The organism is Nocardia tenerifensis NBRC 101015 (genome assembly GCF_000308715.1).
In the GTDB taxonomy this organism is placed as follows: domain Bacteria; phylum Actinomycetota; class Actinomycetes; order Mycobacteriales; family Mycobacteriaceae; genus Nocardia; species Nocardia tenerifensis.
In genome coordinates this window covers 48,619-62,071 of record NZ_BAGH01000609.1, presented here as the reverse complement: position 1 = coordinate 62,071, position 13,453 = coordinate 48,619, and the positions used below count along the sequence as shown (strand labels likewise).

Here is a 13,453-nt window from a genome sequence, read left to right as displayed (position 1 = left end):
GCCCCGGCTCGGCCGCGTTGCCGTCACCACGCTGGCGGTGACCCGCACAGTCCCGCAGCATCACCGCACCGGCATCTCAGCGAGCAGAGTCATATGGTCGCCAACTGATCTTCGCGAGCAACCATATGACTCTGCTCGAATCCACGGCTTCGGTGTGTCTGTGCCGATTCAGCGGTTTCGCGCGGTGTCTAACCGCGCCATGTTCCCAGCGGGACAAGTGCCTGCCGCATTCGCCGAGCATGCGCTGAATGGGTCGACATAACCCGCGCCCGCGATGAGCAAGGCACCGTGGAGCATCAGACACAGCACGTCCGCAGCGCAGGACGCCACCCACCGATTGACCCGCACTTGTTTGCTGCGTGATCGCGGAGGTATACGACCGAAGCACGGCGCCTGGGTGCTCGGGCTGGGCGATGCGCGGGTCCGACCAGTGGCTGACATCTGTGGTCCGTCGGCTCGCGCACGGTTTCGGGTTTGTCATGGACAAGGACGTCTGGGCGAATGGTGGTCGAATGCAGCTTGTGAACGTTGCCCCGGTGGCGGCTCAACTCGTGACCGGTGTCGGGTCGGTGGCTTTGCGGCTGGGCGCCAGGACCACTGCGGCCGCGGCGGGGACCGCGTGGGATGTGGCGAGTCCGGTGGTTGATGTGGGGCGCTCTGTGGCCGATGGTGTGTGGTCGGTGGTGCAGCGGGACGCGAGCATCGCGTGGGTTTCGAGGCGCCGGTTGCATGTGGATCTGGCACCGCTTGTGCCGGGCTCGCACCTGTCCGCGGTGGCGGATGAGGTGGTGGCGGCGGTGTCGAACATCCCCGGTGTCACCGGGGCCCATGTGGAGACCACGTTGGGGCGGTTGGTGATCGAACGCGACGCTGAGGTGCGGATCGAAGACGTGCGCGACGCGATCGGGAAGGTCGCTGCGCGATTGGAGAAGACACAGCCGGATCAGCGACAGTGGCATGCCCCGGTGGCCGACCCGGGTGATCGGCTGGCCGTCTTGGTGCCGGTCGCCGCGGCGGCCTTGGACGTGGTCGCGGTGGGCGCGGCCGTTGTGGGTGGCTTCGGGCGGCTACCGGCGGCTCCGCGGACGGCGCGGGCGGCAGCGGCGGTGCTCAATCATCAGCCGAGGGTGATCGCGGCGTTGGAGGCGCGATTGGGGCGGGTGGGTACCGATTTCGTCTTGAACGCGGTGAGCGCCGCTACACATGGGCTCGGTCAAGCTCCGAGCGGGCCGCTGCTGGATTTGGCGCAGCGCATGGCGCAGGTGAGCGAGGCGATCGAGAATCGACGGATCTGGGCGGCTCGGGAACCGAATCTCGCCCGCCGGGACCGCCCACAAGCTCCGATAGTGCCGGTGAATTCCACAGCGCGCGACAAGCCGCGGCACAGCTGGGCGGCGGCCGCGGCGGGCGAGGTGTCGCATGTGGTGGTCGACGCCGCTGTGGACGCCGCGGTCGATACCGGGAAAGGCGCGGCGGGCGGAGTTGTAGAGGACTATGTCGAGCAGTCGGCGAACGGCGCGTTGGTCGCCGCCGCCGGCGCGTTGGTCACGTCCGGAAATCTCGAGGATGTCGCCGACTCGATCTTGGCCGGAGTGCCCAAGGCCGCGCATGTGGGCCGGGAGATGTTCGCCGCCGTGTTGGGCCGAGGCCTGGCGCGCGACGGGCAACTCGTCTTGGACCCGGGAGCACTACGGCGTCTGGACCGCGTCAAGGTCATCGTGATCGATGGCGCCGCCCTGCGCGGTGACGCGCGAACGGTGCTGCGCGCCAAGGGACAAGCGCTCGAATGGGACGACGATCGCGTCTTCGAAGTCGCCGACGCGCTGCTACATGGCGAGCCGGGGCCCGAACCCCAGGCGGGCGAGCAGCCCCAGCTGCGGTGGCTGCCGCACTCCGCGACCGCGACGACGCCGGCGCAGGGCCTCGCCGAAGCGGAGCTGCGGGTACGCGGCGAGGTGGTGGGCACGGTGTCGGTCGGTTGGGAGTTGGATTGCTTCGCCGCGCCGCTCATCGAAACCGCGCGACGCAGCGGCGCTCGGGTGGTGCTGCGCCACGTCGCGGGCACCGAGGACTTGGCCGCGGGGGTGGCCGCTACGCATCGACCCGGGACCTCGCTGCTGCAGGTGGTTCGCGAGGCCCGCACCGATCGGGGTCCGGTGCTGCTGATCACCGCGTTGCATCCGGACTTCGCCTCGACCGATACCTTGTCGGCGCTGGCGATCGCGGATGTCGGTGTGGCACTGGACGATCCGCACTCGGCGGCGCCGTGGACCGCCGACATCGTCACCGAGACCGATCTCGTCGCGGCCGTCCGGATCATGTCGGCGTTGCCGGCCGCGCGGCGCGCGAGCGCGGCGGGAGTGAGTATGGCCAAGGGCGGCAGCACCCTGGCAGGCTTGCTGCTACTGACCGGAGAGACCGGCAAGCGCGGCCGGTTCGGTCTGCGGCGGTTGCTCAGCCCGGTGCACGCCGCGGCGGCGATGGCCCTGCTCTCCGGGGCGCTCGCGGCGCGGCGGGTGTTGACCCTGCCGGATCCGGATCCGCAACCGTTGACCGCGTGGCATGCCTTGGATCCCGAGATCGTCTACCGCCGACTGACGTCGGCGACACAACCTTTAGCGGCGCCACCGGTCTACCCGGCGTGGCGGCGTCGTCTGGATGACCTGTCCGACAGCGCGGCCGCGGCTCCACTCAAGACCCCGGTCCGCGGGGTGAGCCGGTTACTCGGTGCCGCGCGTACCGAGTTGAACGATCCTCTTACGCCGGTCTTGGCGATCGGTGCGGCCGCGTCGGCGATTCTGGGCAGCAGCGTCGACGCGGTGCTGGTCGGTGGGGTCATGGTGGTCAACGCACTGGTCGGTGGGGTGCAGCGGCTACGCGCCGACAACGCCGCGGCGGAACTATTCGCCGATCAGGAACAGCTCGCCCGCCGCGTCGCCGTGCCGGTGGTCGGCAATGCACACCGCCGTTTGACCCTCGCGGCCACCACCGAACGCACGGTGCTGGTGCCCGCCGCGCGACTGCGCCCCGGCGACATCATCGACTTACGCGCCCCCGATGTCGTTCCCGCCGACGCTCGCCTGCTGCGGGTACAGGACCTCGAGGTCGACGAATCCTCGCTCACCGGTGAATCGATGCCGGTGGAGAAACAGGTGGACTCGGTGCCCGCGGCGGCCACGGTCGAGCGGGCCAGCATGGTTTTCGAGGGGACGACGATCGTGGCCGGCTGCGCCCGCGCGATCGTCACCGCGACCGGCAACGCCACCGCCGCGCGCCGCGCGATCTGGACGGTAGCCGATATCGCCGCCGCGTCCGGGATCGCCGCCAGGCTGCGGGAACTCACGAGCAAGGTGTTGCCTTTGACGCTGGCCGGCGGCGGTGCTGTCACCGGGCTCTCGATGTTGCGCGGCCATCCACTGCGTCAAGCCCTCGCGGACGGGGTCGCCATCGCCGTAGCCGCTGTGCCAGAGGGACTTCCGCTGGTGGCCACCCTCGCCCAGCTCGCCGCCGCCCGACGGCTCTCTGGCCTCGGCGTGCTGGTCCGCACGCCCCGTACCCTCGAAGCCCTGGGCCGGGTCGACACGGTCTGCTTCGACAAGACCGGAACCCTGACCGAGAACCGGTTGAAGGTCGTCGCCGTTGCTCCCGCCGGACACCATCCCGGCGACGCGTACCTCAACCCTTCCGACACAGCCGCGGCGCGGGTATTGGGTGTGGCATGCTGCGCCAGTCCGCATCCCGAGGCGGAGCAGGCGCACGCCCACGCCACCGACGAGGCGATCCTCACCGCAGCGAGGACGGCCGGGATCGGCGAGGAATCCGATTGGGACATCGTCGGCGAGGTGCCCTTCGAGTCCAGCCGCGGCTATGCCGCTGCTCTCGGAATTCCGCACGGAGACAACGAATCTCCAGTGCGGGTCGCATTGAAGGGCGCACCCGAAGTCGTGCACCAGCGCTGCCGCTTCACCGATCCCGGAGAACGGGCGCACGCGGAGAACCTCGTCCATGCCTTGGCCGAGGAGGGCCTGCGAGTGATCGCCGTCGCCGAAGGCGTCACCGACCAGAGCCTGCTCGACACCGACATGGACTCCGCTGCCGTCGATGCCGCCGCGCAGGACCTCCGGCTCGTCGGCTACCTCGGCCTCGCCGACACCCCTCGCCCCACCGCGCGTCCCCTGCTCGAACAACTCACCGCCGCCGGACGCCACGTCGTGCTCATCACCGGCGACCATCCCGTCACCGCACGCGCTATCGCCCGGCAACTCGGACTGCCCGCCGACCTGCCCGTGGCCACCGGCGCCGAACTCGCCGACTGCGACGAGGAGACCCGCGCCGAACTCGCCGCCACCGTACAGGTTTTCGCGCGCGTGAGCCCCGAACAAAAAGTGCAGGTCCTCACCACCATGCAACAAGCCGGACGGGTTACCGCCATGGTCGGCGACGGAGCCAACGACGCCGCAGCCATCCGCGCCGCCGACGTCGGAATCGGAGTCAGCAACCGTGGTTCTTCCGCGGCACGCGGGGCCGCCGATCTCGTCCTCACCGACGACGACCTCACCAGCCTGCTCGACGCTCTGGTCGAGGGCAGAAATATGTGGCACAGCGTCCGCGACGCACTGGTCATCCTGCTCGGCGGCAACGCGGGAGAAGTCGCGTTCACGATCGCGGGCACCGCCATCAGCGGGCGCGCCCCGATCGGCACCCGCCAGCTCCTGCTGGTCAACCTGCTCACCGATATGTTCCCCGCCTTGGCCGTCGCGGTGACCCCGCACCAACCCGTTGCCGAAACAGACGACGCGAGAGGCGATTTCGACGCCACACGGATCGCCGATCGACGCGCGACGCTGACCCAGCCTGCCCCGTCACTGGACCGGTCACTGCTGCACACCATCATCAGCCGCGGCACCATCACCGCCGCGGCCGCCACCCTGGCCTGGACGATCGGCCAGGCGACTCCCGGAACCCGGCGCCGCTCGACCACCATGGGCCTCACCGCACTCGTCGGCACCCAAATGGCCCAAACTCTGCTGACTCGCGCCCACAGCCCACTGGTCGTCGCCACCGCCGTGGGCAGCACCGTGGTGCTCGTCGCCACCGTCCAAACTCCCGGCATCAGCCACTTCTTCGGCTGCACGCCCCTCGGACCCGTCGCCTGGGCAGGGGTCGTCGCCGCCGTCGCGGGCACCGCCGCAGTGGGTGTTCTGGCGCCCGCCTGGCTCGCCGAACACATGAACCACGGAAGCGAGGATCCACCGAAAGACCAAGATGCTGAAGCATTTACAGCATCGGCTACCTGATCCATCCAGTGAACACCGATGAAAGGGACACGACAATGGCCACGGAGAAATCTCGTCCGACCGCGACGAAACAACGCGCGATCACCGCACCCGAGCAAGAACCAGCACAGCTCTCCCCCGCGGCAGCGGACAAGAATCCCTTTCTCAGCGCGTCCCTCGGATTACCCGGTCCAGGAGCGGACGTCCACGTGGGACCGGTCAATCTCACCCTGCCCACCGGTTACCTTTACTACGGCGGGCTCGGTGCACTGGCCGTCGCGGGAACGCTCGAATGGCCCGTGGCGGTTGCACTCGGTGCAGGCGGATTACTCGTCGACCGGTTCCGCAAAACCCGCACAAGCCAGCCCGTGAAAAGCGCGCAATAGCCGCGAACCTATTTCGACCTCCGTCGGCGGGCCAGGACAAGCCTCGGCCGCCGAAGGAGGAGGTTGGATGCCGCGCACACGATTTCGCATGCCGCATCGTGTGCGAGAACGCGGAAAGGTTGCGGCGGTGCTGGTCTCGGAGCGGAGCACCGGCATCAGCTCGGGATTGATGTCGGTGATCACCCGTACGCTGGCAGCAAACCGAGCCAGGAGAACAACAGTGGGGAACCTGCACGAGCCGGGCCGTCCGGATGATCTGCCGGATGCGGAGCTGCTGTGGAAGCGGTGGGCGGGGGTCGCCATCGCGACTTTCGATCGGGACAAGGAGGTCGAGCCGTTTCAGCATCGTTCGGGCCATTGGATCGATGACGGGGGCTTGCACTGGGACGACAGCGGGTGCACCTGGTGGGTGATGAAGTGGTTCGGTGCCGGTCGCGCGCTGCTCGTCGGAGAGGACGAGTCGAGCGAGGTCAAATGGCACGAGCCGTCGATCGACGTGCTGGCCGGTGCGCCGGATTGGCTGCCGCGGAACTACCTACGCGAGCTGATCCACGCCAACATGGTCGGCTGCGTCTACTGGTTCGAGAAGGGCGCCTGGCATCGCGCGCCCTACCCGGACGATCTGGCCGACGACGGACTCGACGCCGGCATCTCGGCGTTGACGACGCGCGCCGACGCGGTCGAGAAGATCACCGACCAGCTGATGTTCGGCGCGCAGGACGCGGGCGTCTCGGAGCTGTGTGGCCAATTGGTCGACGCCGCGGAGCGGGGCACGGTCACCGAGAACGTGCTGCGGTCCTTCGCCGCGGAGATGGCGCGACTGCAGCAGGAGTACTACCCCGAGGACGACGACGAGGACGAGGGCTTTCCACCGAAGACCGACGAGGACATCGCCGCGATGTTCGAACTGGCGCGCCGCGCGGGACTCGACACCCCGTCGTGGACCGGCACTCTCGGTGTCAGCGACTGAACCGAGCCATCATCGCGAAGGGGCGATGCCTGCGCCCGCGCAGCGGCGGCCGCCATCACCGGCGTCCCGCCGAGGACGCTGACCAGCTACCCGAGGTAAGCCCAAGGCGAACCCCGTTCCGACGCCGTCGAAGTTGCTGGCGCGCAACTACACGCCGGCCTCGGCTCTGCTCGACCGGGTCGCGTCAGAGCAATCGACAACGACTGAAAGTCGGCAGTCCTGTCACACCTGTGCTGCGGAAGTGCTTGGGCGGCAAGGTGGCTGCCACCGGTGGGCTTTCGACCGGGCCGACTGGGGGGCATCACGGAACGCCGAGCAGCTGGGCTACGGGCCGACCGAAACAGCTTGCGCCAGGTCGTTTTACTGCCGCCTGACATACCTGGTCGCTACGTCGTCGGTGTCATGGAACACCACCCACATCGAACAGACAGGACCGGCAACAATGTCGATGCGACGAGAAACAGCCGAAGCCGAGATCCGGCAGCGGATCGACACGCTCACCGAGGCGATGGCCGCCAAAGATCTCGGGGCCTTGCGACGGCTGTACGCCTCGGATGTCGTGTCCTTCGATGTCGGCGCACCGCTGCGGCACGTCGGGGCCGTGGCCAAGCTGGACAAACCTGCCAAGGCGTTCGCCGACTTCGAAAACCTGACCTACGAGGTTCGCGACCTGACGGTTGCCGTGGACGGATCGGTGGCATTCGCGTACGGCTTCGGCCGGGTCAGCGGCACGCTGAAAGACGGAACACAGACCGAGGGCATCTGGGTCAGGGACACCTTCTGCTTCCGCAAGATCGACCGCGACTGGGTCATCGTCCACGACCACGTGTCCCTGCCGATGGACTTCGCCAGCGGCACACCCGCAACCGATCTCCAACCAGATCAGCCCACGCACGAGGGAAACACCCGTCACGCATCTGTCTTCGAATCCGACTGCTGACTCTCCCGAACAGCTGGCGACCGATCGAACTCGCTGATATGAATCCGGACATGATCATGGGACTGATCCAGCTCGTCGTGGTCGTCCTCGCCGCTCTGGCGCGGTGGACCTCGGCGGGCTGGTATTTGCTGATCGGCGTCCTTGGCTCGCTGGGACTGGCGCCCTTGATCCTGTTCGGGCCGTTGGTCTTCGCCGGATTCTCCGCGCCCCACGCCGCTTGGCCGCTGCTCATATTCGCCGACGTGCTGCTGCTCATCACCGCACTGACCCTGGCCGACGGCGGCGACAACGGCATGCTGATTCCGATCCTCGACGAGCGGAAAGCCAATTCGCCCGTGGGCGTCCGCGTGCACCGCGTCGGGACCCTCACCGGCATGGCCTATCTTCTCGCGCTTGTGGTGCTGGTGGTCTGGATCCTGGCGACCTAGCGAGGCCGCCGACACCGCGAGACCGCCCACTTCGCACGGTCGGCGTGGCTGGAACGACCGAATTGATCGACTCCCCGTCCGCGGCGCCGACCGCAATTTCCTCGCGCTCAACCGAACTCGACTGCGGCCGCCACTTTGTACAACGCGCAGCGTTCCAAAGCCGACTCAGCAATCACTCGACGAGTTCGAGGCAAGCGACCATCACCCGGCTCGAACCTGGTTATTCCGCGTCCAGCGATACGGGAAACTTCACTTCAGAAGGCCCCCACTTTCTGGGGCATAGCCCGCGCGACCTGGTGTTAACACTTTGACCGGAGGTGCCCGGGACAGGGAGTTTGCGGGCGGAAAGACGGCGAACTTCGTTGGTTCGCAGATGATTACAGAAATGCTGGTCGACGCGTGACGTAACGGCGACGGGCACACCTCGATGTGCAGCTTGCATACCAAATGGTTGCAGTACTGAACTCGAGGGGAACTCATGCGGATCAAGTCATTGGTCGTCGCCGGCTTCGCGGCGGGCGTCGCCATCACTGTCGGCGGTTGCGACACGGCAACCACTACCACCCCGGCGACCCGAACTCCGCTGCCTTCTGCAGAAACCGGGCAAACCACTCAACCGGGGCGCACGAGTCAGCCCGGCGGCAATATCCCCGAGTCCCCCGCCGGCCCCCAGACCCCCGCAGGCCCCGAGGTCGCGCCCGCGACCAGAACCGCCGTCGCGGATCCGGCGACTCCCGCCGACACCGCGCCCGCGAAATGCGTGACCGCCCAACTTCGCCTGGACAAGGGCGTCGGCGGCCCGGTGGGCGGAACCTGGTTTCTGAGGTTCATCAACTCCAGCTCGCAAGTCTGTGTCCTGCAAGGCTTTCCGGGCGTCTCGCAGACCAACGGTCCCGCCGGTGACCCGGTAGGCGAGCCCGCCGTTCGGGACCAGGGCCCACAGGCGCCCCAGCCTGCCCCGGTCACGCTCGCACCGGGCGGTGCGGCGCAATTCGAGTTCATCTCCTATCCCAAGCAGATCAACGAGTGCGCCGCCCTGCGCACCAACACCCTGCGCGTCTACCCGCCCGACAACACCGAATCGCTGTGGCTCCCTTGGGACAACCTGATCTGCCCGAGCCCGCAGCGCATGCTCGTCGTCCGGGCGATCACACCGATGTAGGCGGTCGCGAAGTGGCTATGTCCGGCCGAGGTCGAGCACAGTCCGTGGCGCGGACGGTCAGCGGAACAGGCGGAAGAATCCGCGCACCTGCTCGACCAGCGACTCCGGCTGCTCGAGCGCGGCGAAGTGACCACCGTGCGGCATCTCCTCGAACCAGCGCAGGTCGGTGAACCGCAGCTCGGCCTCCCGCCTCGACGGGCGGGTGATGTCGCGCGGGTAGACCGACAGCCCGGACGGCGCGGTCACCTTGTCCCGGAAGTTGGCGAAGCTCTCCCAGTACAGGCGCGCCGAGGACGTGGCCGACGCGGTGAACCAGTAGACCGAGATCTCGTCGAGGATCGTCTGCCGCGACAAGGCGTCCTCGGGGTGGCCGTTTTTGTCGGTCCACGCCCAGAACTTCTCGGCGATCCAGGCGGCCTGCCCGGCCGGGGAGTCGGTGAGGCCGTAGCCGAGGGTCTGCGGCCGGGTCGACTGGATCGCCGAGTATCCCCGGCCGGTGCGCTGGAACTCCTTCTGTGCCTCGAGGTTCGCCAGTTCCGGGGGCGTCGGGTCGTCGAAAGTGCCTGCCGCCACGGACCCCATGTTGAGGTGCACGCCGACGACTCGCTCGGGCGCCACCTCGCCCAGCGCAGCGGACACCGCCGAACCCCAGTCACCGCCCTGCGCGCCGTAGCGTTCGTAACCCAGCGAGACCATCAACGTGTCCCAGGCGCGGGCGGTGCGGGTGACGCCCCACCCGGTCGTCGACGGCTTGTCACTCCAGCCGTACCCGGGCAACGACGGCGCGACCACGTGGAACGCGTCTGCCGGGTCACCGCCGTGCGCGCGCGGGTCGGTCAGTGGGCCGAGAACTTCCAAGAACTCGAGCACCGAACCCGGCCACCCGTGGGTGAGCACGAGCGGGAACGCGTCCGGCTCGGGCGAACGGACGTGCAGGAAGTGGATGCCCAGCCCGTCGATCGTGTCGCGGTACTGCGGGAACGCGTTCAACCGCGCGGCGAACCCGAAGTCGTAGTCCTCGGCCCAGCTGCGGCACAGCTCTTGCGCATACGCCAGCGGCAACCCCTGTGACCAGTCGTCCACCGGCTCGCGCTCGGGCCACCGTGTCCGTCGCAGGCGGTCGCGCAGGTCCGCGATCTCGGCTTCGGTGATGCTGACCTCGAATGGCTGGGCGGACATGGCAAGACTCCTTACCTCAATGCGTTTGCGGATCATCGGCTCGAGATCCACAACCCGATCAACACTCAACTAGGGCACAGCCCAGCGCGGTGGCTGCATATTCCAAGCTTCACCCGGCTGGTCCCGGCCGACTCCGCGACCGCAGTGGTGGTCAGGGATTTCCGAGCGTGGCTAGGCGGCCGATTATCCGGTCCGCCTCGTCGGTGCGGTGCTGAATTCGGTATACCTCCAGAGCTTCTCGCCAGGCGGTGCGGGTCTGTTCGGGCTGGCCGAGGGCTAGATAGGTGTGGCCGAGGTGTTCGAGGGTCGCGGTGAGTCCGAAATCCATGCCGAGTTCACGATCGATGGCGATTGCCTGCCGGTAGTAGTCGAGCGCCCGCGACCAGTCACCGGTGTGGCGGGCGATATAGCCCAGGGTGTCGAGTGTCATCGCCTCGCCGAGGCGGTTGTGGTGGCGTCGGCACAGGTCCAGTGCATTGGTGGCGTAGTCGAAGGCACGATCGTAATCGCCTTGGCGGGCAAGGAACCACGCGACGGCGTTGAGCTCTTCGCCTTCCCAATCCGGTCGCTCGAGGCGTTGGAACAGGTGCAGTGCGCGGGTGCAGTGCTCGAGTGCCTGCTGCAGGTCGCCGCGGTAGCGGTCCCAGTACACGGCGAGGAGATGGTGGGTGTTGGCTTGGCCCGCCAGATCGCCGGTTCGCTCGTCCAGGGTGAGGGCTCGGCGGGAGTATTCCAGCATTTCATCCCACCGGCCGACCGCGATGCAGGCCTGGCATAGCGCCCGAAGTGCGTGCGCCTGAGCGAACGGGTCGTCGAGTCGGTCGGCCGCGGCCAGTCCGGCGAGGCAGGCGTCGACGTCATTGCGCAGGTATCCGCGTTGGTTGTGGAAGGAACGCAAGCTCCAAGCCAATTGCCAGACGGCGTCGTGCCAGTCGTGGGTGGTGGCGAGGCGTTGTGCCGCAATGACATTGCAATGTTCGGTGTCCATCCACTCGAGTGCGTCGCGGTGGTCGGCCAGCCGGCCGGGGCGGCAGTCCTGGACCGCCGCGTCGAGTGGGATCGGCAGGCGTGCCGGTCGCAACAGCCGATCGGCGGCGTAGGCGGTGCGCAGGTAGAAATCGACCAGCCGCCGCTGGGTTCGCTGCCGGATGTCCGGAGTCTCGGTGGCGAGCGCGATGGCGTGGGCGTACTGGTGCACCAGATCGTGCATCTGGTAGCGGCCGGGGCGGGGTTGCTCGAGCAGGTGGGTATCGACCAGGGCCTCCAGTAGCCGCTCCGCGTCCTCGCCGTTGGTCGCGGCCAGAGCGGCGGCCGCCGAGGTATCGATGTCGGGGCCGGTGATCAGCCCGAGGAGCCGGAACATTCGTTGCTGCTCCGAGTCGAGGTGTCGATAGGACAGGCCGAAGGCGGCGGCCACACTGCGGTTGCCGATGGTCAGCTCACCGAGCCGTCGCCGCTCGTCGCGTAGTCGGTCGGCGAGGTACGCGACGGTCCAGGCGGGGCGAGCGCGGAGCCGAGCGGCGGCCACGCGGATGGCAAGGGGCAGATGGCCGCACAGCGCCGCAACCTCCGCGGCGGCAGCCGGATCGGTCACGACCCGCGCGTCATCGACCGCACGGGCGAACAGGTCGAGCGCCTGCTCGGCGGACAGCACGTCGATGGACAGCACGCGGGCACCGTCGAGATCGGCGAGGCGCTGCCGGCTCGTCACCAACGTCAAGGATTCGGCCGAACCGGGCAACAGCGGGCGGATCTGGCCGCCGTCGAGGGCGTTGTCCAGTACCAAAAGCACCCTGCGGTCGGCGATTTCGGCGCGCCAGAGCGCGGCTCGCTGGTCCACCGTGGGCGGGATGGTCTGACCCGGCACGCCGATCGCGCGCAGCAGATTGTCCAAGGCGGCCATCGGGTCGACGCGATCGCCGTCGGTGCTGTGGCCGTGTAGATCGATGAACAATCGACCGTCGGGATAGCGGTCGGCAAGATGATGTGCGGCGTGGACCACCAAGGCCGTCTTGCCCACGCCCGCCATGCCGTCGATCATCACGATCGCCGGACTGCCGCTCGGCCGCGCGGCGGCGATCAGGCTTGCCATCTCCGCCGCACGCCCGGTGAAATCGGGAATATCGCCGGGAAGGTCGTTGCGGCCGAAGGACTTCGGGAAACGCGACGCGAGCGGAGCCGGGTCGCCACGCAGGATGCTCTGGTATTGCTGCTGGAGTTGCGCATCGGGGTCCACGCCCAGTTCCTCGGTGAGCCGGGCGCGCAGGTCGTGGTAGACCTGCAGCGCCTCGGCTTGTCGGCCGGTGCCGTGCAGTGCGAGCATCCACTGCCTGGCCAGCTGCTCGTCCAGCGGCCGTTCGCCGACCCAGGCGGGCAGCACACCGACCAGTTCGGAGTGTCGACCCGCCTGCAACATCCGGTCGATCCACTCGGCCTGAACCGCGGCCCGCTCCGCCTCCCAGTGGTCGCGAATCTCGTTCAGCCACAGGCTGTCCACGCCGGCGAATGGCCTGCCGCGCCACAACTTCAGAGCCCGCCCCAACCCGACCGCGCCCCGGACAGGATCCTCGATCCGCCGAGCTTCCTCGACCACGCGCCGGAAGCGGTATATATCCACGGTCTCCGGCTCGGCCTCGACCACATACCCGCCGGCCCGCCGCCGCAGTACCGCACCTGCTGTGGCCAGTTCGAACCGCAGCCGGGAAGTGTAGGCGCGCAACGTCTCACGCGCCCGCAACGGCGGACGCTGCCCCCAGACCCTATCGATGAGCACATCCACGGGCACCGGTCGACCGACTTCTACCAGCAACACCGCCAGCACCGACCGCTGCCGAGCATGCCCCAGATCGACCGGGCCGCCGCCCTCCGCGATCGCATCGACAGACCCCAGGAGCCGGAACTCCACCATCACGCCACCCCTCATCCGGAAAGTCCGTAACACGCACCCTACCAGCGGATTTCACATTCACGACACGATTGCGCGCGGCTGAATGAGCACACTGTGACGGCTCGGATTCGGAGGGGAAGTTCGAGTTCGACCGGGAGAGGGGAACCATGCAGATACGCGCCCGGAGAGTGCGGTGCCCGCCGCCATCTCCGCGTTCGAGAGGTG

The 13,453-nt window shown here is 68.1% G+C and carries 8 protein-coding genes; 6 read left to right on the top strand and 2 right to left on the bottom strand.

Going from position 1 to position 13,453, the window contains the following annotated elements:
- Window positions 1-512 precede the first annotated feature (512 nt).
- From ON39_RS43480 to ON39_RS43455, 6 genes are all read left to right on the top strand, one after another.
- Window positions 513-5,297: a cation-translocating P-type ATPase gene (locus ON39_RS43480; protein ID WP_051187884.1), complete on the top strand. Its 4,785-nt coding sequence runs from the start codon at window positions 513-515 to the stop codon at window positions 5,295-5,297.
- An 8-nt stretch (window positions 5,298-5,305) separates the two neighbouring features.
- A complete protein-coding gene (locus ON39_RS49475) occupies window positions 5,306-5,662 on the top strand; it encodes a hypothetical protein (RefSeq protein ID WP_169335973.1) in 357 nt (118 codons plus the stop codon).
- Between the two features lie 220 nt (window positions 5,663-5,882).
- Window positions 5,883-6,632 carry a hypothetical protein gene (locus ON39_RS43470; protein ID WP_051187879.1) on the top strand — a complete coding sequence of 250 codons (750 nt, stop codon included), beginning with the start codon at window positions 5,883-5,885 and terminating at the stop codon, window positions 6,630-6,632.
- Between the two features lie 133 nt (window positions 6,633-6,765).
- On the top strand, window positions 6,766-7,572 hold the full coding sequence (locus ON39_RS51095) for a YybH family protein (protein ID WP_246003203.1): 807 nt from the start codon (window positions 6,766-6,768) through the stop codon (window positions 7,570-7,572).
- 50 nt (window positions 7,573-7,622) lie between these two features.
- Entirely contained in the window at window positions 7,623-8,000 is a 378-nt protein-coding gene (locus ON39_RS43460; RefSeq protein WP_146251371.1) for a hypothetical protein, read from the top strand.
- 478 nt (window positions 8,001-8,478) lie between these two features.
- On the top strand, window positions 8,479-9,162 hold the full coding sequence (locus ON39_RS43455) for a DUF4232 domain-containing protein (protein ID WP_040742940.1): 684 nt from the start codon (window positions 8,479-8,481) through the stop codon (window positions 9,160-9,162).
- A gap of 57 nt (window positions 9,163-9,219) precedes the next feature.
- Here ON39_RS43455 and ON39_RS43450 read toward each other — a convergent pair whose 3' ends face one another.
- Complete coding sequence (locus tag ON39_RS43450; RefSeq protein WP_040742939.1) at window positions 9,220-10,341, bottom strand: epoxide hydrolase family protein; 1,122 nt, start codon at window positions 10,339-10,341, stop codon at window positions 9,220-9,222.
- A 151-nt stretch (window positions 10,342-10,492) separates the two neighbouring features.
- Window positions 10,493-13,264 carry an AfsR/SARP family transcriptional regulator gene (locus tag ON39_RS43445; RefSeq protein ID WP_040742938.1) on the bottom strand — a complete coding sequence of 924 codons (2,772 nt, stop codon included), beginning with the start codon at window positions 13,262-13,264 and terminating at the stop codon, window positions 10,493-10,495.
- Window positions 13,265-13,453: the final 189 nt, after the last annotated feature.